A 23,112-nucleotide genomic window follows, 5' to 3' on the forward strand; every position below is an offset into this window, starting at 1 on the left:
ATTGGCCCCTTTTTATCGACCTATCTACTCCACACTCGGCTTGAATGACCCCACCTTGCTCGGTCTTTTCGAAACGTTCACAAAACTGGAAGCCCAGCGTGATCAATTAATGCGGACAACCTCGGAGAAGAATCCATTGTTACAAACGGTCAACAGCCAGCTTCAAACGGTCAGGTCCAATATTTCAGAAAACATTGGGACGATGCAGAAAATCCTAGCCGGAGCCCAACAGCAGTTCTTAGCCAAAAATCATAAAATAGAAAGCGTTATCCGCACAATTCCTGCCAAGGAGCGTATCCTATTGAATATCACCCGGCAACAGGCTATTAAAAATGATTTATATACATATCTACTAAGAAAACGGGAAGAAACGGCGGTTTCCTACGCATCGGCTATATCAGACTCCCGTGTTATTGATGCCGCCCTGACGGATGAGAAGCCTATAAAGCCCAATAAATCCTTACTATTTCTACTGTTTGGGCTAGCGGGTTTAGTCTTGCCAGCGGCTTTTCTGGCCGTGTACGATCTGGTCAATAACCGGGTCATGCACCGATCAGATGTTGAAGAAGGCACACAGGTTCCAATTCTGGGTGAGATCGTCAAGAAAAAGCAGTCCGAAGCACTTGTCGTTGCCAACCGGAGCAATACCGTTATTGCCGAGCAGATTCGGATGCTGCGAACTAATTTAAATTACCTCCGAAGTAGCCAGGATAGTAGTCAGGTATTGCTCTTTACGTCCAGCATTGAGGGAGAAGGGAAGTCATTTATCTCATTGAACCTCGGCGCAAGTCTGGCGTTAGTGGGTATGCGGACCGTAATTCTGGAGATGGATCTTCGTAAACCCCGGCTTCGCCAGTCGCTTAATTTGCCCGATGGTCCTGGGCTAAGCAATTACCTCTCGGGCGAAACAAGCTTACCCCAAATTGTCACTCCTCTGCCTGATAAACCAAATTATTTCATCATTACAAGTGGCCCACTTCCCCCCAATCCGTCGGAAGTATTGAGCAGCCCCCGACTACAGCAGCTCATTATGGATCTTCGGCGTCACTTCGATTATATTCTGATCGATGCGCCCCCAGTGGGATTAGTGACCGATGCCCAGTTGATTGCCCAACATGCTGATGCAACTCTCTACATTGTTCGGCACGATGTTACGCCGAAGAACTGCCTGAAAATGCTGGACTCGTTATATCGGGAGAAGCGATTCAATAAACTCAATGTTATACTCAACGCTGTACAGAACGACGCATCCAGCTACTATAGTTATGGCGGCTACAAAAGCGATTTGTACCAGACCAAAGGAGTGCAGAAAAAAAAGTCTTTTCTCAGTCGGTTCAATCCTAATTAATTCTGGAATCGTATGGTCTCCGAAGCAATTAACTCCCAAAGGCTTGAGAAACGAGTCGTCCCTTTCATTGCAACCCAAACCAGTGGCTATCCAGCCAAACGAATCGTCGATCTGGTTATGAGTGCGTTGGTCACTCTACTCTTGTTAAGTTGGATGATTCCACTTATTTGCTTGGCTATCCGGCTTACTTCGCCGGGGCCAGCTATTTTCGTGCAGCTTCGGTCAGGCCGAAACGGGCAGCAGTTCAGGTGTTTAAAATTCCGGACAATGTACACCCCACCATCCGGTACAAGCGTTTTTCGTCAAGCCGCGAAAAATGACCCGCGTGTAACTCCCCTTGGCCGTCTATTGCGCCGGACAAATCTGGACGAGATGCCCCAGTTCCTGAACGTACTCCTGGGCGACATGAGTCTGGTAGGGCCCCGCCCCCATCCACTTGGGTTAGATGCTGAATATTGGCACGTCCTACCTACCTATTCATTACGAAACGGCATTCGTCCGGGTATTACGGGGCTGGCGCAGGTTAGTAGATGTCGGGGAGGAATGACCTATCCATTGATGATGAAACACCGGGTTCGCTACGACCTGTTCTACATTCAGAAAGCGTCTTTTTTATTCGATATCTACATATGCTTCCAAACGCTGGCAGCCATGTTTACGGGTAACACAGATGCATTTTAATTAATTGAGCAAACATTAGCAGCTATTTAGTTGACTACCAAATTATTAGTAAATAACAGATAACCTAATATCCACCACTTAACGATCCAGGGTATACCTAAGTTGATAGGTATGCATAACTTTTAAAACTCCGCTTGTGGTTAAATTGAGTAAACATCACCGTATTGATGCTCGAAGCCTGATCGTCTATCGAAACGTGATCGAGTCGATCTTTCTGAAAGGGGCTGGTGTGGTAATTGGGTTTCTGACCGTAACATTAACCGTTCAGTTCATCAGTGTCAAAGACTTTGGCATCTGGATGACCATTACCTTTCTGACCAGTTGGTTCAGCTTAGTAGATGTAAGTTTTGGCAACGGTCTCCGAAATAGTTTGGTCCTCTTTTTTGATACCGGGAATGATGCGGCCGCCAAAAACTACGTTAGTACCCTGTATTTTCTTTCGGGCGCATTTGCCCTTATGTTCTGTGTAATTTTTGGCACCCTACACTTTTTCCTGGACTGGACTAGCCTACTTAATATTGACAGCGACCAGCCCGCACTCATTAACACAATAATTACCTATACATTGATAAGTTTCAGCATTCAACTTCTGCTGAAGCCGATCAACTCCATTTTACTGGCCGACCAGCGGGCCGCAGTTGTGGCGTGGATTTTATTGATCGTCAATGTGGCCGTCATCTTGCTGATCTATGCCGCTTCGGTTTTTCTCCATGCCTCTCTGGTGGTTATTGCCCATATCTATAACCTGGTTCCCGTACTAGTCTTTGGTGGAGTTTCCGTTTATTTTTTTCGCACGACTTACACCCGACTCGCCCCCGGTATTTCCTACATCGACGTTTCATTGATCAAAAAGTTAGTGACGATAAGCGGGCAGTTTTTTTTTCTTCAACTGGTGAGCATTATTGTGTTCACTTCCGGAGGGCTTTTCATTTCATATTATCTGGGGTCCAACAGCGTGGCTCCGTATAGTATTGCCAATAAATACTTCAGTGTATTGCCATTCCTGTACGGCATTTTCATCACCCCGTATTGGTCGGCCTTTACCGATGCGTACATCAAACGAGACACCCATTGGATACGGGCTACTATCCGGCGACTCAATCTGATCTGTGCGGGTATGGCCATCCTGGCCCTCCTGATGCTTGCGGTAGCTCAACTAGTTTTTTCATTATGGATAGGCCACAAAATCCAGGTTCCAACCAGTCTTTCCATCTGGTTGACGGCCTACGTCATCAGTTTTATCTTCCTGAGTAACTACAACTACTTTATCAACGGCGTCGGCCAGATTAAAACACTGGTACAAGCATCACTGGTGGGCATTGTGTTATACTTCCCCCTAAACTATGTTCTTTTTCAGTTTACCAATGCAGGCCCCGCCAGTGTTGTCATTGCCGGTACGCTGTGGAATTGCTTTCTGCTGGTGATATGTATGCGGCAATACCGTCAGATTATGAACACATTGAGCCATGAACCCGCGAACTATGCTCTTCAGGATTAGCAGGCTACTATATCGCACCATCCGGTTCATAAAACGACGGATCTGGTACGTTGGTCAAACCCTGCTGACCCGGCTCTATTTTTACCTCAATGGTGTAGTCTACGGTAAAGGCATGAGGAGTTATGGGATTCCGGTTGTTGATATTACGGATGGTAGCCAACTGGTGATTGGGGAATCCTTTGTTTTCATCAACGGCATGAATTACAGTAATCGAATCGGGCGACAACAGCCCTGCTTTTTCATTGCGAATCTGGGCGGACAAATACACATCGGCAATCACGTAGGTATGAGTGCCACCGCCCTGGTTTGCCACGAGTCCATTACGATAGGCAATCACGTTACCATTGGCGGAAACACCGTTATTTATGACACGGACTTTCATAGTCTGGATGTACGCCAACGGGCAGGCTATGCCGACAATGCACTGGCGGCTACTGCACCCGTGGTTATTCAGGACGGTGCCTTCATCGGTGCACACGTGACTATTTTGAAGGGCGTTACCATTGGCCATCATGCTGTAATTGGAGCGGGCTCGGTTGTCACGAAAAGCGTTCCGGCCAACCAGATATGGGCTGGTAACCCTGCCAGGTACATAAACGATCTATTGACCGACTCAACACGATGAAAAAGTACTTCCTGCTGATCATGTGTTGTATAGCCGCGCAGGTTACGCCCCTGGTCTATCAGGCTGTATTTGGCTATACAGAGTACTTTATTTATCCCTCCCTCCTGAGCCATACGCTCTTGATTATTCCAATCTTCATCTTATTCCACCTGAAGAACCGTTTCACCAAAGCCTTTCTCACGTTCTGGATTCTGTGGCTTTACATTGGAGAACTTAAAATACTGAACTACTACGCCATTAATCCATACTTCATTTCCATGGATGAAGGTTGTATCATTTACAATAGTTTTCTCATTGCCATGAGCATTGGCATGTTTATTTACGACATTAACTATACCGTTCCATCCATCACACCAGAGCATCAGGAAAAAGGCCGTCTCCTGTATACCGATTTAACCTGGCTTGAATATCCATTACTACTTTTCCCACTCATCTGGTTTGTCGATTTCATCCGTAATGTGGGCTATATTCCCATCTTTTCCGGCAGCGACGTAACCGAGAAAATGTACCATATCGACTATGGATACGTCTATAATTTTGGCTTCTTTAACTGTGTGTCGGCCGTATTGCTGTATGATCGTTTCCTGAGAAGTCAGCGAACACCCGAAAAAGTAGTCTGGCTGTCCCTGACGATTCTGGCAATTCTCATTACCTCCATTGACAGTAAACGCCTGTTTCTGCTCATTTCGATCGGGTCTATTTTCTTCTACGAAAAAATAATGGCCGGGAAGTTCACCATCAATACAAGATCCATCGTCATGATCGTGGTAGCAGCCATCCTCTATATTAGCCTGCAAAATCTACGGCTCGGCAGCAGTTCATCCTCACAGTTTGCCCGGGAAGGATTACCCATGGGGGTCGAATTCCGGGAATATATCCGAGCCGTGAACGAGTTTAAACCGGGCGAAATACCGGGTTATGATCTGACAGCGAGCACCCTGGCCAACTTTATCAATTCGGGCATCCTAAGTATTGCAGGAATCAATAAAGCCGACCTCATTACAAAAGATAGTGCGCTCACGTTTATGACCCTGTTCGATCCCGATAACACAATGGGTATTCGAACCGGGCTGATTTCGGAACTGTACTTCGCGTACGACTTTTACGGGCTTATTGTCATGCTTGCCTTCGGCTATGTAGTCAGCTATGTCTCGTATGCCATGCTCCACGCCAAAATGAAATCCAATATGATTCTGCTGATCATTATCTTTTCGCTGCTCATGCTCACCGTATTTGGGCAAAGTTCCGTTACGGCAGGCTCGTTAACCGTTTTGTTCTATCTGCACATCGTAATACGGCTGGCCAGACCAACGATTCGTCTGACCGTTTCGATAGACTCCGTTAACAATGTTTCTCAGGATGGGCTATCACACCTCAACGCTCCTATCCGCTAATCTGAAATCTGAGGGTATGATTTACGTTGTTATTCCGGTCCATAATCGAAAGCAGTATACCCGAAAATGCCTGGCCTGTTTGAGGAATCAAACGGAGCAGGCTCATCAGGTTGTTGTGGTTGATGATGGATCAACGGACGGAACGGCTGATATGATACAGGCCGAATTCCCCAAAGTACTTGTTCGCATGGGTACAGGCTCGCTCTGGTGGGCGGGCGGCACCAATCTGGGTATTCAATATGTACTGGATCACCTGAAAAGCCAACCCAATGATTTCCTGTTGACCTTAAACGATGATACGGAAATTGCCCCCGATTATCTGGCCAATCTGCTCAATGCCTATTCTGCTAAGCAACCCTGTATAATCGGCTCAGTATCTGTCGATATCCGGGAGCCTGGCCGACTTCTGTATGCAGGAACCCATATTGACATGTCATTTGCGAAAATTCGGGATTTGGCCAAAACCCGTTTCAAACAGCAACAGGCTCTGTTAGCAACCGGCCCACGCTATATTCCCTCCGATTGCCTGCCAGGCAGGGGTATGCTGATACCGATCTCAGTATTTAGCAAAATCGGTTTGCTCGATGAACTTCATTTTCAGCACCATATGGCCGACCTCGACTTTTCGATCCGTGCCCGAAAAGCAGGTTTTTCATTATTTGTGGCCACTACTTGTGTGATCTATGAACATGCCGAGGCCACTGGGTTAGTCCTTAACAAGTCCACCTCAATACGACAGTTTTTAAGGGCTTTGTTCACGACACGATCACCCATTAACCTAAAGACCAGGTATCACTTTGCCCGTATTCACGCGCCCGCTTTTCTAATCTACCTGACCTTCGACTTGGCCCGGATCTTCGGCGGATACGTACGCAGGAAACTGATAAACGACTAATCCGTATCTCAACTACAGGTCTACCCCAATCACGTCTCCCATCCAACTACACCAAGGGCATGAAGCAACGAGTCTACGAATTTATCAAGCAGCATCCGATTCTATTGAAACTGGCATTAGTGATTCAGTCAGGTTCGTTTGTAAAACCGACCGTTACGAAAACGATTCGGGGCAAGCGGAATAAGCTCACCATTAACCAGTCGGCCTTTTGTGTAAACTGTACGATCGATATTGATGGTAATGATAACACGATTCTTATTGAAGAGAGTGCCCGTCTGCATGGACTCACGGTATACATCCGGGGCAATTCGAATCGGATTCATATTGCCAAACAGGTTCGGTTTAAACGAGGGGGTAGTCTGTGGATCGAAGATGAACGGGGCGAAATTAGTATTGGCGCGCGCACGATGATCGAAGATGTTCATGTGGCCGTTACGGAGCCTGGTTCCAGCATACGGATCGGCGAGGATTGTTTGTTGGCCTATGATATTGATGTGCGTACCGGCGATTCACACTCAATTCTGGATGCCACAACCGGGCAACGAATCAACTATGCTAAAGATGTTGTTATTGATGATCACGTCTGGATAGCCGCCCATTGCAGCATTCTAAAAGGCGTCCGCATCCGAAAAAATTCCATTGTCGCTACGCGCTCCGTCCTAACCAAATCGTTCGATCAGGAGGGAGTCATCATCGGAGGAAACCCAGCTAAACTACTGAAAGACAATATAAACTGGGCACAGGAGCGCCTGTACGATGGTTAATCGCACAAAATTTATTGTCCACGGAGACACAGAGATTATAAATTGGTAATTTTTAACTTTTTTTACCTCAGTGTTCTCTGTGCCTCTGTGGACAATAAATTTTGCTTAACCAATTCATCATAAAGCTTCATCGTAGCCTTGTACGCCGTTTCTTTTGAATAATGGGGGAATTCTCCTCGGCTGGCCTGTGCCAATCGACTGACTAATTCCGGCTGCTGATTCATTCGCTCAATGACCCGGTTCAGGTCGTCGCTGTTGCCGGTTTTAAACAGGAGTCCGGTCTGCTCATCCTTAACAATCTGGTTCAGATTTTCCTGATCGGAGCAAATGATGGGGGTACCTGTCGAGAAAGCTTCCAGAATAACCGTTGGTAATCCCTCATACCAGACGGACGGTACCAGTACGGCCCGGCAGGTTTTCAGAGCGGCCAGAACAGTGGACCGATTCTGCCAGCCCGTAAACTCCACATGTGGTAACGAAGCAACGGCCTCTTTCACTTCATCTGTCAGGGGACCATCACCAATAATTCGTAGGTTAAATGGCTTTTTTTCGGGCCGCTTCCAGCAATACTCGGATTCCCTTTTCAGGCGAAAGTCGACCGATAAACAGAAATTGATCCTGTCGTTGCCCAGGCTCAGCGTAGCCTGCATCGGGCACAAAATTGGGTTTGACCACTACTTGAGTGGGTGAAAGAGCCAGGGATGATGTCAAAATTTTCTGGCGTGCAAATTCCGTCAGTACTACAAACCGGTCTACACGTCGCCAGATTCCCGTTAGTTTATGAAGCATTGTAATCAGGCTTAATTGTGCCGATTGCAGGTGTGAGTGCCGGAAACAGGCATGACGTATACCCGCCAACGGTACAAGTTGCGTCAGGCAGGTTTCGCAGGGAATCTTCCCCTCACGCATCAGCAGGCCGCTAATGCAGACTAACCGGTAGTTATGCAGGGTCATCACCACAGGCACGCTCCGTTGCTTTGCCGCCCGAATGACAGCGGCCGTTGCGGTATAAAACAGGTTGTGAATATGAACGACATCGGGCCGAAACCGGTCGATCACCTGCCCGGCCCGGTTGCCTGAATCCGTATTATACAGCGACCGGGTAGCTGAACCGAACTTGTTCAGGAATGTTCCCTCGAAATTTTCGTTGGTAAACGTCAACGTTTCTACGTCTACCCCGTTTTCCCGAAGCATAGCTGCTTCCTGTTGAAAAACAGTGTCCTCTCCCCCCGCCTGCTGGTAAAAATTATGAATCAGTAATACGCGCATGGCTATTGTTCCCCCGGTTTACCAACGCCTGCGCGTTTTCCGATAGCCAGACGACTTGCCAGCAGGATGGTTTTTAGTTTGTTCCACACCCGCACCGGAACACTAAACTTCCGGCGAAACCGCCGTGCGTATGCTGGGTTAACCGACACATCGGCCGGTAGATGGAACTGCCTGGGTAGGCTATTATCCAGCACTGTTTTATACCGATTGTATACAACCTCCGTAGTTGAATCGACCGAGTCGATGCCGATATTGATTGTCTTGGAAATGGTGGGATATACCGTAACGCCACCCCATTTAAACTCACTGTAACACAGGCGAATATCCCAGGCATCAATTTCTTTTGTATAGGCTCGTTTCAACATGCGAACCCGATCCTGGCCATCGGCATTGAACGCCTTACAGGCCGCATTATCGGCTATAAACGTATCAAAATCCCTCAACGCCCAATCGACCTGCTCCCAGCGGTCGGCCCAGATGCCCCACCCCCAGGCGCAGGTCCGCCCGAAGAAATACACATCCGATTCATAGCCTTGAGGTCGTGGAAACGGAAACGTGTAGCCCCCAATCGAAAAAACCGTCGGCGTATCGGCGTATTGCTCCAGGCACTGATTCATATAATCCAGAAAATTGCGACTGGTTACTATGTCATCTTCCAGCACAATAACAGACGGATGGGTTTGCAGTACAGCCGTTACCCCCGCAATAATCGAGTTGGCGCAGCCCATATTCTGCTCCCGATATAGCCGGTGGATGCGTCGAAATCCAGTAAGATTATCCAGAACGGCCCGTACAGCGTCTACTTTAGCCAACTCATCGGCACGTCCGGGCCGGGGCCCATCGACAAAAACATACAACTCGCTTTGGTCCGCCAGGTAGTTGGCCTGAAGCGCGGTTACTGTTCGTTGAAGTTCGTTGGCACGTTTATAGGCAAATAAAACAATGGGAGCAGGCATATGCCGGATATATGAGGTAAGGTGTATGATGTATTAGTTATCCGCCTGGTGCAACTGACGAATCCATTGCCTGGTGAGGTAAAATACAAACAGGGAGTTCGTACTAAAATAGCGGGAGAACAGTCGGCGAGGCTCCTGAAAGAATCGATACAACCACTCTAAACCAGCAAATTGCATCCAGTTTGGTGCCCGTTTTTGTACGCCAACTGTAACGGGCAGCGCCCCTCCGACGCCCAGCAAAACAGCCGGAATCCGATGCGACAGGGCAGCCATCCATTTCTCCTGTTTGGGGCAACCCAGTGCGACAAAAACAAGCCCGGCACCCGACGTCCGGATACGTTCAACAACCTCCTCTTCTTCCCCGGCTGTCAATGCCCGAAACGGAGGAGCATATAGACCCGAAATGGACAGTTCCGGGTGATGTTGCGCACAGTAATCGGCACAACGTTCGAGCACTGCCGGTGTAGACCCGTAGACATAAACCGAAACACCGTGCCGGGGTGCCTCCTGAAGTAGTGCAGGTAATACATCGAGTCCAGTAATACGCTCCTGTCGACGTCCGTATAACAGGCGTATTGCCCAGGCTACCGGCACCCCATCGGCAGTTGTCCAGGTAGCCCTGTTAACCATCTCTGCAAACGCCGGATCGCGAACCGCTTCAACGATCATATGGGCATTGGCAAAACAGGCGTAACCCGACTTACGCAGACAAGCGGCTTGCAGTATGTCCTGTATAAACTGTTGGTATGAACTGAGGCTTATCTCCAGGCTAACAACATTCTTTCGGACAGACTGAGGTGATCGTGAATCGGGGGCACCGGAGAGAATCATAACAAAAACCGTTCGTTAAACAGTCAGTTGGTAGACGCCGAATTGGTAAAAAGTAACATGTACGAACGAGCCATCTCAAAGCCGTTTACCCGTACCTTTACACACCGATAAATACAACCCTTGACGGTGTAGTTATCGTTTCCGTCAATGACTAGCGTGAATAAGTTACTCAACCGATTACTTGCCCCGTTCAGAAATCAGTCCAATCAACCACCGGATCAACCGGGCTGTTACTGGCAGGCCGACATTCATTCTCACTTGCTTCCGGGAGTCGATGATGGTGTATCCAGCCCGGAAGAAGCCCTTGTTTGTCTGCAACAGCTTTCGGCCTGGGGTATTCAACGGGTTATTACAACCCCACACGTTAGTCAGGACTGGTACCCGAACAGGCAGGAGGATCTTTTAAAAGGTCAGCGTATACTACAGAACCTGGTAAAGGAACATCAGATTCCGATAACGATCCAGGTAGCTGCGGAATATCTGCTCGACGATTTATTCCTGGACCTGCTCCGTGCCGACCAGTTGACGAGTTTCGGGAAACAGAAGTATGTGCTTTTTGAAACGGGTTGGGCAGCCGCGCCAAATTTTCTGCATGAAATTGTCTTTCATTTACTGGGGCAGGGATACCAGCCCCTACTGGCGCACCCTGAACGCTATACGTATTACCACAATGACCTGAAACCACTTACTGATCTGCGGATGGCAGGCTGTCTGTTTCAACTTAATTGGGGATCAATGACCGGACGCTACGGCCGCCGGGTGCAGGCGCAGGCACATCGTTTTTTAACCAATAAATGGGTCGATTTTATTGGATCAGATCTTCACCGGCCCACCGATCTGGAATCCTATGGCAAGTTGTTTACGGCCTCTGACTATCACTTACTGCAACAGCAACCTCTCCGTAATCAGGAACTTATTACGGAGTTAACCAACACGTAAGAAACGTTTGACCAAGTTGGATTCGAATCCTCAGTCGATGTCCTCATCATACTCGTCAGGTTAAGCTCGTAGGGTAGTTTGGTGGTGTCGGTTTTAAGAAACTGACACCACGACAAAAATATAGCCTATCGTTCTCGCTTGGCTTAGCCGAGTGAGGGCTATATTTTTAACGGCCTCCGGCCGGTGCAATAAAGAAAAATGTCCAAAACGGGCCAGAGGCCCTTGAACCAATAGTCCTCACTCGGCTAAGCCAAGCGAGAACACGAGAATCCCCTATATGAAATCACTTCGTTTTGAAACTGAACCCAATTTTTTTCTAACCGCCGATGCCTGGGGTGATCCCTCAAATCCGCCTGTGCTACTCCTGCACGGCGGTGGCCAAACGCGCCATTCCTGGGGCGACACCGCCCGTTGGCTAGCCGATGCGGGTTGGTATGCCATAGCCCTCGATGCCCGTGGACATGGCGACAGCGACTGGTCGGCGGATGGGCAGTATACAATTGATTACCTGGCTAAAGACCTCCGGGCTGTTGTGGCCCAGCTCGATCAGAAACCGGCCCTTGTTGGGGCATCGATGGGCGGTATGACGGCCCTGATAGCGGAAGGCGAACGTCCAGCCGGAACGGAATCGATCTGCACCGCTATTGTGCTGGTCGATATTGCCCCCCGCACGGAGCAGAAAGGCATTGAACGGATATTTGCGTTTATGAGCAATAATCAGGATGGCTTTGCCAGTTTAACCGAAGCGGCCGAAGCCGTGGCGGCTTATCTCCCCCATAGGCCACGCCCCTCGGATCACAGTCGTCTGGAGAAAAACCTGCGGCTACGCAAAAGCCCAACCGGCGAATTGCGCTACTACTGGCACTGGGACCCAACCATGCTCTCCGTCTGGCGACACACTACCAGTCCTGACAAACAGATACAAAATGAAGAGCGATTATACCGGGCGGCCAATGCCCTCACGGTGCCAACGCTCATTGTTCGGGGAGGCATCAGCGATGTGGTGAGCGAAAAAGTAATGGCAGAATTTTTAGATGCCGTTCCGCATGTGCAAAGTGTAAGCGTAGCCGACGCTGGTCATATGGTAGCCGGAGATTCAAATCATGCGTTTACACGAGCCGTTATTGAGTTTTTAAGTGGAGTTAGTGGAGTAGGTAAATAGTGTTGTATGTGTAGTATGTTTGTTGTACGCTAACGAATAACTCACTTCACCTAGTTAACTTACTCCACCAACTTAACTCACTCCACTCAATACACCTTGGTAAATGAAAAATTCCCCCCGTACCCTGACTGCCTGGACATTTTACGACTGGGCGAATTCGGTTCACTCCCTGGTTATTGTCTCCAGTATTTTCCCGGTTTACTTTTCGGCCACTGCGCTCAATAGTGAAGGCGGACCCGTTATAAATTTCCTGGGACTCTCCATCAAAAACTCGGTCCTGTTTTCCTACACCATTTCGGCAGCTTTTCTGTTTACGGCCCTGCTGTCGCCCCTATGTACAGCCATTGCCGATTATAGTGGGAAGAAGAAAACATTTATGAAAGTGTTTTGCTACACGGGCGCTATCAGTTGCAGTCTGCTGTATTTCTTCACGAAGGAAACCACCACCTTTGCTGTTATCTGCTTCTGGATCAGCCTGATTGGCTGGAGTGGCAGTATCGTGTTCTATAATTCGTACCTGCCCGACATTGCCACCGAAGACCAGTACGACCGGGTGAGTGCGCGGGGCTTTTCGATGGGGTATTTGGGGAGTGTGCTGCTCATGGTGTTTAACCTGCTGGTGATTCTGAAACGCGAGTGGTTCGGCAACATCTCCGAAGCGATGGCCTCCCGAATTGCGTTTCTGACGGTTGGCCTCTGGTGGGTTGGTTTCGCCCAGATTCCCTTCAGCCGCCTTCCCGACGGGGTTAAAAAGGCGGCTCAACCCGGCAATTATCTCTTGAATGGCTTCAAGGAATTACGCCATGTCTGGAACGAGCTACAGGAACGTCCGCTGGCCAAACGGTTTCTGGTTTCCTTTTTTGTCTACAACATGGCGGTCATGACGGTGATGTATGTGGCCACCATTTTCGGAAGCGACGAGTTGAAACTACCCGGACAAAGCCTGATCATCACCATTCTGCTGATTCAATTGGTGGCTATTCCGGGAGCCTATGGGTTCTCCCGGCTATCGGGGCGAATCGGGAATACCTACGCCCTGATGACGGCCGTGTTTATCTGGATTGGCGTGTGCGCAGCCGCCTACTTTGTGCAGACCGAATCGCAGTTTTTCATCCTGGCGGGTGTGGTAGGCCTGGTCATGGGCGGTATTCAATCCCTCTCCCGCTCGACCTACTCCAAACTAATTCCAGCCACCTCCGATACGGCCTCGTATTTCAGCTTTTATGATGTTACCGACAAAACATCCACGGTATTCGGTACACTGGTGTATGGGTTGATTGAACAACTCACCGGCAGCATGCGCAATAGCATACTCGCTCTATTAGTGCTGTTTGTGGTCGGATTCGTGCTTTTGTGGCGAATTCCCTCACAAAAAGTTTATCATACCTCTTTGGAAACAGAGGAAGTTTTGTAGTTTTGCACTCCCTTTCGGGAATGAATAATGTACAATGAACAATGGGTAATGTACCTGAGCTTGATCAGTCATTATACGTTTTACATTACTAAAGGAGGTTAGCTCAGTTGGTTCAGAGCGCTGCTTTGACAGAGCAGAGGTCAGCGGTTCGAGCCCGCTACTTCCTACTAAAATCTAAAAAACCCTCAATTCAGGTTGATTTGAGGGTTTTTCTTTGGAAGATGTATGGAAAATGTACTTAAACATGATTATTTGCACATACAAAGTGTATTTGAAAAGGTCTTTATTACTCTATAAAACCCCAAAGAAATGAGATATGAGGATTAAGTGGCTACTGCTGGACTTAATCAAGCAACACTATGAAACAAGAATAATTTCATAGTGTTGCTATTATTTCGTTATTCTTGCCTTATAGCCAGAAATTAAGCGAGCACTTTACATTCTTCAATTAAGCTTGACTGCTATTTTCTAACCAAAAGCAATAAATATTTTATAAATAAACAAGCTTATCATAATAGGAATAGCCAAAAAAGAATTATTTTTTTATTTCTTAATAGTATTAATTGGTTTTATTCCTCATATTTTCAATCAAAGATTGGCGACTAAGATCTTGAAGTTTCATTTCTACCTCTTTCGGATCAATGTAATTCAATAATTCTCTAATCATATCTTTTATTTTTTTTTCAAATACTGGTCTTCCATACGAATAAAAAACTATGTAAGTATTAAGTTTCATTAAGATAGTTTGCCTCAAAACTCCGATAGTAACTTGATCGATAAGCTTTCGAAGATAATTTGTATTTTTTATCGGATTTAAATCAATGAGTAAAAAATAAAGTAGCATAAGTAAAAATTGGTTATTAGGAGCCAGTCTAACTTTATCAATTTTCTGCAAGATCATTCGTTCAAGATTATCCTGCGCCAAAGCGTCAAACAAAAATGTTTGCACAATTAAAGGCATAAACCTTGCATTCATCTCAAGTAAATTTTTGAAGTTATTTTCTTTTTTTTCATTGTCAATAATATCTGTAATAGAACTTAATGCCATACTATCTACATAAGACAATGCAAAGTAAGAAGTGAACAATAATATTTGATCAAGGATAGTCTCATTAAAATTATGATCATCAATCGAACTATTCCGAAATACTCTTGCAAGTATTTTTAAACTTCTTTCATATATATAAGGAGATTCTTCAATTTCAGAAACATCTTCTTTTAATTGAACTTCTTCAGTAGTAAATTTAATTGGATTCATTTCATCCAATAATTCTTCATGTTCTTCTTCAGTCAATTTTGCTATTGCATCTGAAAGCTCATTTTCTATAAATTTAACATCTTTAATTGCTTCTAAATTTTTTTGAATTTTAACCTGTAGGACATCATCTATTGCCTCTAAATTACCATATATCATATTCATTTTTAAAAATATCAACTTCGTCTTTTCAAAAACTTTTCGCACAAAGTCTTTATCTTTAGGGTTTGAGCCTATGTATATTTCAAATTCATTTCCAAAAGATATATACCTATTAGAATCCAGAAAAATATCATCTTTAAAGTTTGAATTTTTTTCTATATATATAGCCAAAAAGTATTCAAATACTCCATTCAATCTAAATGTATATCTACCATCGTAGGTTTTTTTTATTATTCCTTTTAGTAGTATTAAATCAACTACCTCTTTAACATCAATCACAAATCTTATATTGTCAGCTCTATATTTAGTTGTAAAATTTATTATATCTGAATATTCAGCCGAATAAACATTTTCTCCATGATTAAACAATAAATAGTGAGCAAAACTACCAAGATATTCTTTAAGTTCTTCGTACTTGATTTTAATGGATTTATCTAAAGTTAAACTTGCCTTATCTAGAAGCTCATCAATATATAATTGAATCAATTCAACACTATTGTGAAATGAAACATTATTTGTCTTTTCAAATACCCAAAGAAATAGAGAAACAGTCCAATAGTTACATGGAATATTCATTTGGGCAAATACTTTAGAAATTTTATCAAGAATTTCTTGCTGGGAATCTCTACTAATATTCGGCCATTTTTTTACTAAATCTCTTACTCTTGCTTTTGTTATTTCATGAATATAAAGTGGTTGATATTCAAAGTTAAATAGAATATCTTGTTTAGGTGTAGATGACAAAATTTCCTCTGTACATAAAATAACATGAATCCATTTTTTTTCGATTAAAGTGCTTATAGCACCTTTAATTATATGCATGTCTGAATTATAATTATCTACTAACAATCTTATTGGCTTAACGTTTGCAATCTCAATAACTTTATTCCTTTGTAAGCTGTAGTATCTAGATATTTGAGTTATTATATCGATATTGTTCTTTTGATTTTTAGGCTCTTTACAATCTAAATAAAAAACTAGAGTCTTCTCTTTGGAATAATTTTGCAAAAAATCCAATAAAATTTTATACAATATTGAAGTTTTACCACTTTTATTTTTCCCGAAAATCACAAAGTTCTTTGTAGATGAGAAGAAATCAAGGAAGTTAAAAGACAATGAGGGATCTGATGTACTACTTATTTCAAATCTGCTTTTGAGCTTGATCGAGGGTAACGTAAAAAGTTCCAAAAAAGATTTTTGTTGATTGCCATCATCGTACGCCGACAAAAATAAGTCATTAGCATTATCAATTTCTTCATTCAATCTTTTCCTAACATTTGATCTTAAATTAATTTGTTTGCGTTTTGCATCTTCCAACGGCACTTGGATGTTTATAGGATTGTATCGCAAGAATGATTCACTACGTTTATCATAAATATATTTTGTAACAATTGCATCGAAATCCGTTTCTTCTTCTGTTTCCAATAATGTAAATCCTACTTTGGCGTCAGTATAGCCATATGTCAGAGTCGAGGGCGATATACAACAAAAAATACCCTCATCTCCAGTAATATGAGTTTCTACTTTATCTAAATGAACGTGTCCAGAAAATAAAAAATGAAAATGATTATAAATTTTACTTTCTAAATCAAAATAAACATAATCCTTTAAGTCTGTTAAAGGATGGTGCATTAAAATAATTTTAACATCGCAATTCTTTGTATCTTGAATAATTTTCTCCACATATATGGATGGAAATAGAAGATTACCTTTATCCTTATCTGAATCAAAAGATCTCCAAGCTGTATTTATTGTCGCTATACCAATTTTTTTATTCTGAATATTCCTTATATGTGTAGAATATATTTCATTAACATTATCATTTACATCTTCATAAAATTTATCTTGAAATTCAATAAAACTTTTAATGTTTTCTAGGCTACTTGTAAATTGCTTCTTATTTCCATTTACAAACTGGTTTAGCGAATCTATATTATTTATATTATCTACAAAGGCTTTAATAGCAGGAATTTCTTTATTCCTATTAACATCATGATTACCACAGCATATTATTATTTGATCTTTTTTTATATTAGTCTTGTTTAGAATCTCACCAAAAAGAAAAGTACTAGCTAAGCTAAAATTTTTACCTTTTTCACCACCTTTATCTACTAAATCACCTGTAAAAAAAACAAAGCTTACATTGTCAATTTTATTTATTTCATCACAAAGCTTATTTACTAGCACTTCCTGCTGAGAAACATGTTTTTTATTGAAATGAAAGTCAGTTATATGAATAATTTTCATAAGATTAAAAGGATTTAAGATTTCTAGTTACAACAAAATCACTTACTGTTTGCCGATTTACGTTCAATATCCGCCCAATTGCAGAAACGGATACTTTATTTTTCAGCAGTTCTCGGATTGCATCTTCCTTACCAGATAGCTTTACCACTTCATTTAATGAACCTTTAGGACGGCCAAGCGTTCCACCTTCAGATTTCTTGCGTCTTAGGGCTTCCTTCGTACGTTGGCTGATTAGTTGGCGTTCAATTTCAGCCGACAGCCCAAAGGCGAACGCTAAAACTTTGGAATTTATATTGTTACCGAGGCAGTAGCCTTCCTTAATGGATAGTACCTGAATATCTCGTTCCATACAGTCATGGAGAATTGACATTATTTCCATTAGGCTTCTTCCAAGCCGCGAGAGTTCGGTTACGTACAGCAGATCCTTTGGCTTCATCTGTTTTAGCAGGTTGCCTAATTTTCGGTCATTGGCTGACTTGGCTCCCGAAGCAGTCTCTTCAATCCACTGGTCAATTTGAACCCGGTCCGCGGATGTCTTCTTCAGGATTTCAAACTTTTGGTTTTCGACCGTCTGGCGGTCGGTTGAAACCCGGATATAAGCGTAAATCATACAAGCATCCAATCTGTTAGCACATCTAGAGAAATGTTGCTACCTCGATAATGGTAATTTTGATCTATGTGAATAGGTGTATTTGCCGAAAGGGTATAACTACCATCAGACTCAGACTTGATTAAATATCTATTCCCATCTAATCTATCTATAGTTACACCATCATTTACTGCTGTATGATTGTAAAAAGTTTGTGCTATTGATCCGTCTCCTTTACTATCTAGCAATGCCGTAATCTGGTCCTTGAGTAGTTCCATGCCCAAAATATCTATAAAAAGATGAGTGCAAGATTTAACCCATTTGTTTGATTAAATATAAACAATTACTGGCAATAAATAAGGTGTATTACTATCCCCTATTTATTGCCAGTAAAAACGGTCGTTTTCTCCACGCAATTACCGTTAGAAATCTGTCCATATTAACGCTTTACCTGAAGATTCTAACTATATAGACAGTTTTGTTTGACATAAAAAATGTCCGGTTACAGAGTAGCCAGACATTCAAATTCTTTACGTATCATACTAGCTTTATCATTTCCCACTCCAATCCTCTTGCATCCCCTCTCTGTACTCTTTGATAACTTCAGTTAGCATAGAATCCACTGAAAATCGAACGTTGTTGATTAATTGACTTTTATACCTTGTCTGGCTTGTTAACTTTTCGTAGACATCTGGGTTTTCATCGCGCAGCTCAGCAAGTACATAGCCCGTAGCCATTTCATAGATCACATCCAGAGCGTTAAGCATTTCAGCTTCGTTACCGGCCTCCCAAATTGAAATTAAGTTGTCTTTCATTATTCAAGTTAACTTGTAATACGCGGATAACCGGCCTGAATGAGTAATTGACGGAGTTGCCCTGGATTGGGTGTTTCTGGATTGATGCGGGCTAGCTTGACTGGCGAATAGTGCGCTAGCGCGTAATACGTTAGCTCAGAACATGTCCACTGGTCTGCGTTCTGCATGGATAAGGGTAGTGCGAAGGTGAAAAAGATACTTTGCCAGTCATAAGGCTTACCCATCTGTGCAGCCAGAAAATTGACCATAGGCGTTTGGTCAAACTCCCCAACTTCATAGAATTCCCAGAATTGAGGGTATTTGACCGTATCACGCGTCCATTGACAACTCACCCCAAGCTGACCAGCCCAACTCGATACCGAAACCCCTGGAGGAAAGATCAACTCTGAATGCACCCAATCTGAAGCCGTTGCTTTAGCAATGAGGTAATCCGCTACCCCATTATCATGCAGTTTATTCTTAAAACCTACTAGCATAATCTTCTTTAATAGAGTGAGCAATACTCATTTAAAATGGAGACCTATTGAGTAAAAAATGGACTATAGAAGAGAAGAAGATTTCAGAATAATATTTGGCAGTGGGTCCTAAAAATCAGTTTTAGCCTGGTTGATATCGGCCGAACCTGATCATGAGCAGACCCGGCCGGGCAGAATTTAGAACTTATCTGCCAAATATTATTCTGATTCTCCAGTCACAAAACAGGCTTACCGCCCCTTCTTCCGGAGAAGAATTTAACCTACCCCTTCTTGGTGTTAGCCAGCACAAACAATATCACGAATGCACAAACGCCAATAATCAGATAGTTCGTTGGAATACCGAACAGATTACCTCCAGTAGGAGTATTGCCAGGAAGTGGATTATTACTCGTTGGAGGGGTAGTAACGGGAGGCTTAGTCGCAGGAGGTGTATTCGGAGGATTGTTAGCAGGCGGTGTAACCTTTGGCTTTAGGGCCTCTAAAGGGATATCCGTTCCCGCAGTTTGCTCAACATATTTATTGTACAAGTAGTCCGACTGATTTAACCCTTTAGCATTCAGAGCGGCATTATCCGCTAAAAATTGAACATATTCCGAATTCAGGAAATCAGGGTCGAGCGTATACACTCCAATATCCGTCTTTGATTGAATGCGTTCCCGTCCCTCCCAAGCGTCTAATAGACTGCTTTGAACTGTCAAAATCAACAATTCCAACGTGGGCAGATAACGAATTCGCCAAGTTAAAACCTCAAGCCCAGTGCCCGTATTTCGCATACCGACCACATCGCCACTTTTATATCGTAAGTTATTTGCCATGTTTATACAGAAATTATTTAGCAGGTTCAGCACTATATATAGTCGTGTCTAAACCGACTTGGCCCGTGTAATTCAGTTTCATTTTACGTTCCACCCGATCCAAATAACGGGCTATCACCGTTGACACGTGAACGGGCTGATGGTTAGGTTTTCGCCGTCGCATTCGTGGTGTTCGTTTGCTTACCCTGTTGGCTACTGAAATACCAGATCAACCCACCGATAACTAGCAGTGCAACCACAGCCACTAGCCAACCTGAACCGCTGCCACTGCCCTTAAACTCAATGGCCTTTGCCGGAATAAATTCGAATGTTGCCATCTGCTTATGCCTTCTCGTTTAAGATTTTGACCTTGAAACTTTCCACTATGGCTAACACCACGTCCGACATGTCCTCAATCTTGATTTCCTCCGTATTCCCGTAGGCATCCTTGATTAGAGCCGTTTGCCCCTTGAGTTTCCCAAAAAGAGCTTTTAGTTCTTTGGTTTCGTACAATTTCAGCCGGTCTGTTAGGCGTTTATTAAGCTCCATATAGGGTGTTTTTCCACCCTCTTTATCCAGATGTTGTTCCTGGTAATCCTTGACCGCTAGTTGGCGAATCTTAGCTACCCGCTCTGAGGTCAATAGCTCCGGTTGGGGGCCAGTCGGAGTGGATTTGGCAGCCTGAGTTTTATAATTGGCCACGGCTTGTTTCAGGCTATCGTAGTCCATTACCGCCCGACTCGCATACTCCGATAAGCTTAAATTAAGGGCGTTGGCACGGCTTTGAACCAAGGCTTTGTCTTTCGGTCTTGTCCGAAACCGGATAACTTCGGAGAGTGTCTCCGGTGCACTGTTAGGTTCCATACTTTTTGTACGGTTAAAGTGATACATGAATTTCTATAACACGCCCCTTATGGTATCCTGTGGCACCTCTATGTTCTACCTGTGTCTAGCGCATTATCACCCTGTAGCGCACTTTGTGAATCAGCCGTAGAACCATGTTTTTGGGGGTAGAACAGAACCACAAGGGTCGTATTACGGACTCTAACCTATCACGAAGTGCTGGCTACCAGCCTAAAAGAGTCTAAAAGACTTCGTTGGATTTGCTTGAATTTCGTTGAATTGGCTACAAATGACATCTGATTGAGCCACAGCTTAACCTATCCAGCCTTTCACGAAGGCATACATCTGATTTTAATAGCCCTATGCTAAACTATACGTAAATGCTTCATCTTTGCCCGAAAACAGAGCTGACTATGGGAATCAGTAAAGTAGTGAAGTGGACGCTCAAATATGGAGCTATTGTGTTGTTTGTATTCGAACTATGGCCCCTGTTTACCAAGGGGATGAAACGGGCTGAACAAGCCAAGAAACGGACTCACCCCAAAGGGTAAACCGTTGCACAGTGTAGCAGACTAGTCTGCCCTTTAGTATAAGACAATGAAAGGGGATTAAGCTGGTATTTCCAGTAGGGCACCACAATGTTCAAATAAGGGCTTCCAGGCAATCAGGGGAAATATACGTTGATCCGACCGCGCTAAAATTTCGGTTGAGTTGGAGTCTATCAGCAACCGCTTTAAAACATAATCGGAAACTTGAAGTCTAGTCTTAACTTCTTTACGGCTTAGCATGGGTACGTTCATTGGTTCGGCAGGCATATGATTCTAGGTTTGAGCTACAAAAAATAAACTGTATTTCAGCGTATTACTGAATTTTATAGGATTGGCCACAAGCAGAATACCAGCGTTTACCGAGTGGTTTTTACTGTATACGCTTGCCAGTACTCATTGAAATCTTTGTAGCCAGCGTAGATATTAGAGCGATCCACGACCTGTATACTGTGGTCTCGGAGTCGTTCCAATGTGGCTTGACCAGCCGTATCCCGATCCACATAGGCATTTATGCGACTAAATGACTGTAATACGGGCAAGGCCGATTCTATATTCTTGGTTGAGTTTAGGACAATTGTGGTGTTAGCCGGTGTAGGCTGTTGATAATACTCCAACGCCGAAAGAAAATCAAAAACTCCTTCAAATACATTGACGATGCCAGCTTGTTTACCTTCAATAGTGGTATACCAGGCAGGGCCAAGGTTAAACTTGGGCATTTTAGGTTCATGATTGATGCCTCCTTGATCAGTCCAGGGGTTTCGACGAATCGCAAAGCCTTCCTTATCATTAGCGAAACCTATGGAGAACAAGGGTTTCTGCTGGTGATGATAATATACTTCCCGTAGATACATCCGGGCAATTGGATAACTAATACCACGACTTTCCACATAGTGCATCAAGGGTTTACTGGCTAAGAGCTTAACCGCCTTCACTATATCTTTTTTCTTAGCGGCCATTGAATTACTTGTATTCTGGCCGCTAAGAAAAAAGCTAGGTGTACCAGTCAGCTTTTTCCAGCACTCCAAGGTTTGGACAGCGGTTAAGAAATCACAGCTATCTAGCAGTTGCACCAATCTGATCACGTCTCCCTTATGTTCGGCAACGACAAAATCAATAAAGGTATTTTTAGCTGGATGCACCCAGAAAGAGGAAGCAGTCTGATCGTTACGCAACGGGGAATGATAAAGTAACTGTCCCCCTTGCTGACTGACAGGCAGAATCCCCCGACTGGCTAAGAAGTCTACAATGGATACCCCTTTTAAAACATTGAGCTGCTCAGTGCTTACCATATCGTTACTGCTTTTTCGATACTTGTCAAACCAAAGGATCTTCTGCCCAGGACTGTCAGCCGGATTATTGAGCCAACCAAACAATATTTGGACAAAGGACAGGACAGACAACATGCGCCTATCTCCTTATATAGGGTAAGTTGTCCTGTCTGTCCAAACATTATTTCGTTTAAGTATTTCATTTCACCAAAAAACCAAATATTATATAATTTCCCTACACTAAAACGGCCTATTTAGCCATTTTTCTTAGACAAATCCAAGTTGTCCACGTTGTCCAAGCAGTGGACAGACAGGACAACTGTCCCTATATATATAATT

24 protein-coding genes and 1 tRNA gene are annotated in these 23,112 nt (G+C 44.1%); 12 read left to right on the forward strand and 13 right to left on the reverse strand.

Annotated features, from left to right (window positions below; all coding sequences use genetic code 11):
- The 7 genes from ACYVGO_RS25520 to ACYVGO_RS25550 all read left to right on the forward strand — a co-directional run.
- A partial coding sequence (locus tag ACYVGO_RS25520) for a polysaccharide biosynthesis tyrosine autokinase (RefSeq protein ID WP_460971695.1) occupies positions 1–1,348 on the forward strand: 1,348 nt, incomplete at its 5' end.
- Positions 1,349–1,360: 12 nt separating this feature from the next.
- Complete coding sequence (locus tag ACYVGO_RS25525; RefSeq protein WP_460971696.1) at positions 1,361–2,029, forward strand: sugar transferase; 669 nt, start codon at positions 1,361–1,363, stop codon at positions 2,027–2,029.
- Positions 2,030–2,174: 145 nt separating this feature from the next.
- Entirely contained in the window at positions 2,175–3,527 is a 1,353-nt protein-coding gene (locus tag ACYVGO_RS25530) for an oligosaccharide flippase family protein (protein WP_460971697.1), read from the forward strand.
- Complete coding sequence (locus ACYVGO_RS25535; protein ID WP_246859584.1) at positions 3,496–4,152, forward strand: acyltransferase; 657 nt, start codon at positions 3,496–3,498, stop codon at positions 4,150–4,152. The genes ACYVGO_RS25530 and ACYVGO_RS25535 overlap by 32 nt, the downstream gene beginning before the upstream one ends.
- Positions 4,149–5,546: a hypothetical protein gene (locus ACYVGO_RS25540; protein ID WP_460971698.1), complete on the forward strand. Its 1,398-nt coding sequence runs from the start codon at positions 4,149–4,151 to the stop codon at positions 5,544–5,546. Before ACYVGO_RS25535 ends, ACYVGO_RS25540 begins: the two co-directional genes overlap by 4 nt.
- 16 nt (positions 5,547–5,562) lie before the next feature.
- The gene (locus tag ACYVGO_RS25545) at positions 5,563–6,441 is read left to right on the forward strand and encodes a glycosyltransferase family 2 protein (RefSeq protein WP_460971699.1); all 879 of its coding nucleotides are present in this window, start codon (positions 5,563–5,565) and stop codon (positions 6,439–6,441) included.
- A 59-nt stretch (positions 6,442–6,500) separates the two neighbouring features.
- A complete protein-coding gene (locus ACYVGO_RS25550; RefSeq protein WP_460971700.1) occupies positions 6,501–7,205 on the forward strand; it encodes an acyltransferase in 705 nt (234 codons plus the stop codon).
- A 62-nt stretch (positions 7,206–7,267) separates the two neighbouring features.
- Here the strand turns inward: ACYVGO_RS25550 and ACYVGO_RS25555 are convergent, their stop codons facing one another.
- Genes ACYVGO_RS25555 through ACYVGO_RS25570 form a run of 4 tightly spaced genes read right to left on the reverse strand, consistent with a single transcriptional unit; the run spans position 7,268 to position 10,261 of the window.
- Entirely contained in the window at positions 7,268–7,855 is a 588-nt protein-coding gene (locus ACYVGO_RS25555; RefSeq protein WP_460971701.1) for a glycosyltransferase family 4 protein, read from the reverse strand.
- A complete protein-coding gene (locus tag ACYVGO_RS25560; protein ID WP_460971702.1) occupies positions 7,740–8,474 on the reverse strand; it encodes a glycosyltransferase family 4 protein in 735 nt (244 codons plus the stop codon). Before ACYVGO_RS25560 ends, ACYVGO_RS25555 begins: the two co-directional genes overlap by 116 nt.
- Positions 8,475–8,476: 2 nt before the next feature.
- Complete coding sequence (locus ACYVGO_RS25565; RefSeq protein WP_460971703.1) at positions 8,477–9,430, reverse strand: glycosyltransferase family protein; 954 nt, start codon at positions 9,428–9,430, stop codon at positions 8,477–8,479.
- A gap of 33 nt (positions 9,431–9,463) precedes the next feature.
- Entirely contained in the window at positions 9,464–10,261 is a 798-nt protein-coding gene (locus tag ACYVGO_RS25570; RefSeq protein WP_460971704.1) for a WecB/TagA/CpsF family glycosyltransferase, read from the reverse strand.
- A 156-nt stretch (positions 10,262–10,417) separates the two neighbouring features.
- On the opposite strand from ACYVGO_RS25570, the gene ACYVGO_RS25575 reads away from it, so the two are divergent.
- The 4 genes from ACYVGO_RS25575 to ACYVGO_RS25590 all read left to right on the forward strand — a co-directional run bounded on the left by ACYVGO_RS25575 (position 10,418) and on the right by ACYVGO_RS25590 (position 13,943).
- Positions 10,418–11,200, forward strand: a complete 783-nt coding sequence (locus tag ACYVGO_RS25575) for a tyrosine-protein phosphatase (protein WP_460971705.1) — start codon at positions 10,418–10,420, stop codon at positions 11,198–11,200.
- Positions 11,201–11,477: 277 nt separating this feature from the next.
- Positions 11,478–12,362 carry an alpha/beta fold hydrolase gene (locus ACYVGO_RS25580; protein ID WP_460971706.1) on the forward strand — a complete coding sequence of 295 codons (885 nt, stop codon included), beginning with the start codon at positions 11,478–11,480 and terminating at the stop codon, positions 12,360–12,362.
- Positions 12,363–12,465: 103 nt separating this feature from the next.
- Positions 12,466–13,776, forward strand: coding sequence for an MFS transporter (locus ACYVGO_RS25585; protein WP_460971707.1), 1,311 nt, complete (start codon positions 12,466–12,468; stop codon positions 13,774–13,776).
- 92 nt (positions 13,777–13,868) lie between these two features.
- Positions 13,869–13,943 (forward strand) — tRNA-Val (locus tag ACYVGO_RS25590).
- Positions 13,944–14,335: 392 nt separating this feature from the next.
- Here the strand turns inward: ACYVGO_RS25590 and ACYVGO_RS25595 are convergent.
- The 8 genes from ACYVGO_RS25595 to ACYVGO_RS25630 all read right to left on the reverse strand — a co-directional run bounded on the left by ACYVGO_RS25595 (position 14,336) and on the right by ACYVGO_RS25630 (position 20,978).
- Positions 14,336–17,440 carry a metallophosphoesterase family protein gene (locus tag ACYVGO_RS25595; RefSeq protein ID WP_460971708.1) on the reverse strand — a complete coding sequence of 1,035 codons (3,105 nt, stop codon included), beginning with the start codon at positions 17,438–17,440 and terminating at the stop codon, positions 14,336–14,338.
- A gap of 4 nt (positions 17,441–17,444) precedes the next feature.
- Positions 17,445–18,050: a master DNA invertase Mpi family serine-type recombinase gene (locus ACYVGO_RS25600; protein WP_460971709.1), complete on the reverse strand. Its 606-nt coding sequence runs from the start codon at positions 18,048–18,050 to the stop codon at positions 17,445–17,447.
- On the reverse strand, positions 18,047–18,307 hold the full coding sequence (locus tag ACYVGO_RS25605) for a hypothetical protein (RefSeq protein ID WP_460971710.1): 261 nt from the start codon (positions 18,305–18,307) through the stop codon (positions 18,047–18,049). The genes ACYVGO_RS25600 and ACYVGO_RS25605 overlap by 4 nt, the downstream gene beginning before the upstream one ends.
- Before the next feature lie 273 nt (positions 18,308–18,580).
- Entirely contained in the window at positions 18,581–18,844 is a 264-nt protein-coding gene (locus tag ACYVGO_RS25610) for a hypothetical protein (RefSeq protein ID WP_460971711.1), read from the reverse strand.
- An 8-nt stretch (positions 18,845–18,852) separates the two neighbouring features.
- Positions 18,853–19,320: a hypothetical protein gene (locus ACYVGO_RS25615; RefSeq protein WP_460971712.1), complete on the reverse strand. Its 468-nt coding sequence runs from the start codon at positions 19,318–19,320 to the stop codon at positions 18,853–18,855.
- Positions 19,321–19,580: 260 nt separating this feature from the next.
- Positions 19,581–20,135 (reverse strand): hypothetical protein, encoded by a 555-nt coding sequence (locus ACYVGO_RS25620; RefSeq protein ID WP_460971713.1) that lies wholly within the window; start codon positions 20,133–20,135, stop codon positions 19,581–19,583.
- 143 nt (positions 20,136–20,278) lie between these two features.
- Positions 20,279–20,452 carry a hypothetical protein gene (locus tag ACYVGO_RS25625; protein WP_460971714.1) on the reverse strand — a complete coding sequence of 58 codons (174 nt, stop codon included), beginning with the start codon at positions 20,450–20,452 and terminating at the stop codon, positions 20,279–20,281.
- A 4-nt stretch (positions 20,453–20,456) separates the two neighbouring features.
- The gene (locus ACYVGO_RS25630; protein WP_460971715.1) at positions 20,457–20,978 is read right to left on the reverse strand and encodes a hypothetical protein; all 522 of its coding nucleotides are present in this window, start codon (positions 20,976–20,978) and stop codon (positions 20,457–20,459) included.
- Positions 20,979–21,337: 359 nt separating this feature from the next.
- Here ACYVGO_RS25630 and ACYVGO_RS25635 point away from each other — a divergent pair, with 359 nt between their 5' ends.
- Positions 21,338–21,508 carry a hypothetical protein gene (locus ACYVGO_RS25635; RefSeq protein ID WP_460971716.1) on the forward strand — a complete coding sequence of 57 codons (171 nt, stop codon included), beginning with the start codon at positions 21,338–21,340 and terminating at the stop codon, positions 21,506–21,508.
- A gap of 353 nt (positions 21,509–21,861) precedes the next feature.
- Here the strand turns inward: ACYVGO_RS25635 and ACYVGO_RS25640 are convergent, their stop codons facing one another.
- A complete protein-coding gene (locus tag ACYVGO_RS25640; protein WP_460971717.1) occupies positions 21,862–22,794 on the reverse strand; it encodes a toprim domain-containing protein in 933 nt (310 codons plus the stop codon).
- Between the last annotated feature and the right edge of the window lie 318 nt (positions 22,795–23,112).

The sequence above is a fragment of the Spirosoma migulaei genome (assembly GCF_054776855.1).

Bases quoted from the DNA above. Each gene is read 5' to 3' on its own strand.
- ACYVGO_RS25565 (WP_460971703.1), bottom strand. From the start codon at position 9,430: ATGCCTGCTCCCATTGTTTTATTTGCCTATAAACGTGCCAACGAACTT.
- ACYVGO_RS25525 (WP_460971696.1), top strand. From the start codon at position 1,361: ATGGTCTCCGAAGCAATTAACTCCCAAAGGCTTGAGAAACGAGTCGTC.
- ACYVGO_RS25635 (WP_460971716.1), top strand. From the start codon at position 21,338: ATGCTTCATCTTTGCCCGAAAACAGAGCTGACTATGGGAATCAGTAAA.
- ACYVGO_RS25640 (WP_460971717.1), bottom strand. From the start codon at position 22,794: ATGGTAAGCACTGAGCAGCTCAATGTTTTAAAAGGGGTATCCATTGTA.
- ACYVGO_RS25610 (WP_460971711.1), bottom strand. From the start codon at position 18,844: ATGAAAGACAACTTAATTTCAATTTGGGAGGCCGGTAACGAAGCTGAA.
- ACYVGO_RS25545 (WP_460971699.1), top strand. From the start codon at position 5,563: ATGATTTACGTTGTTATTCCGGTCCATAATCGAAAGCAGTATACCCGA.
- ACYVGO_RS25605 (WP_460971710.1), bottom strand. From the start codon at position 18,307: ATGGAACTACTCAAGGACCAGATTACGGCATTGCTAGATAGTAAAGGA.
- ACYVGO_RS25540 (WP_460971698.1), top strand. From the start codon at position 4,149: ATGAAAAAGTACTTCCTGCTGATCATGTGTTGTATAGCCGCGCAGGTT.
- ACYVGO_RS25560 (WP_460971702.1), bottom strand. From the start codon at position 8,474: ATGCGCGTATTACTGATTCATAATTTTTACCAGCAGGCGGGGGGAGAG.
- ACYVGO_RS25535 (WP_246859584.1), top strand. From the start codon at position 3,496: ATGAACCCGCGAACTATGCTCTTCAGGATTAGCAGGCTACTATATCGC.
- ACYVGO_RS25555 (WP_460971701.1), bottom strand. From the start codon at position 7,855: ATGCAGGCTACGCTGAGCCTGGGCAACGACAGGATCAATTTCTGTTTA.
- ACYVGO_RS25585 (WP_460971707.1), top strand. From the start codon at position 12,466: ATGAAAAATTCCCCCCGTACCCTGACTGCCTGGACATTTTACGACTGG.
- ACYVGO_RS25615 (WP_460971712.1), bottom strand. From the start codon at position 19,320: ATGCTAGTAGGTTTTAAGAATAAACTGCATGATAATGGGGTAGCGGAT.
- ACYVGO_RS25630 (WP_460971715.1), bottom strand. From the start codon at position 20,978: ATGGAACCTAACAGTGCACCGGAGACACTCTCCGAAGTTATCCGGTTT.
- ACYVGO_RS25600 (WP_460971709.1), bottom strand. From the start codon at position 18,050: ATGATTTACGCTTATATCCGGGTTTCAACCGACCGCCAGACGGTCGAA.
- ACYVGO_RS25620 (WP_460971713.1), bottom strand. From the start codon at position 20,135: ATGGCAAATAACTTACGATATAAAAGTGGCGATGTGGTCGGTATGCGA.
- ACYVGO_RS25570 (WP_460971704.1), bottom strand. From the start codon at position 10,261: ATGATTCTCTCCGGTGCCCCCGATTCACGATCACCTCAGTCTGTCCGA.
- ACYVGO_RS25625 (WP_460971714.1), bottom strand. From the start codon at position 20,452: ATGGCAACATTCGAATTTATTCCGGCAAAGGCCATTGAGTTTAAGGGC.
- ACYVGO_RS25595 (WP_460971708.1), bottom strand. From the start codon at position 17,440: ATGAAAATTATTCATATAACTGACTTTCATTTCAATAAAAAACATGTT.
- ACYVGO_RS25580 (WP_460971706.1), top strand. From the start codon at position 11,478: ATGAAATCACTTCGTTTTGAAACTGAACCCAATTTTTTTCTAACCGCC.
- ACYVGO_RS25550 (WP_460971700.1), top strand. From the start codon at position 6,501: ATGAAGCAACGAGTCTACGAATTTATCAAGCAGCATCCGATTCTATTG.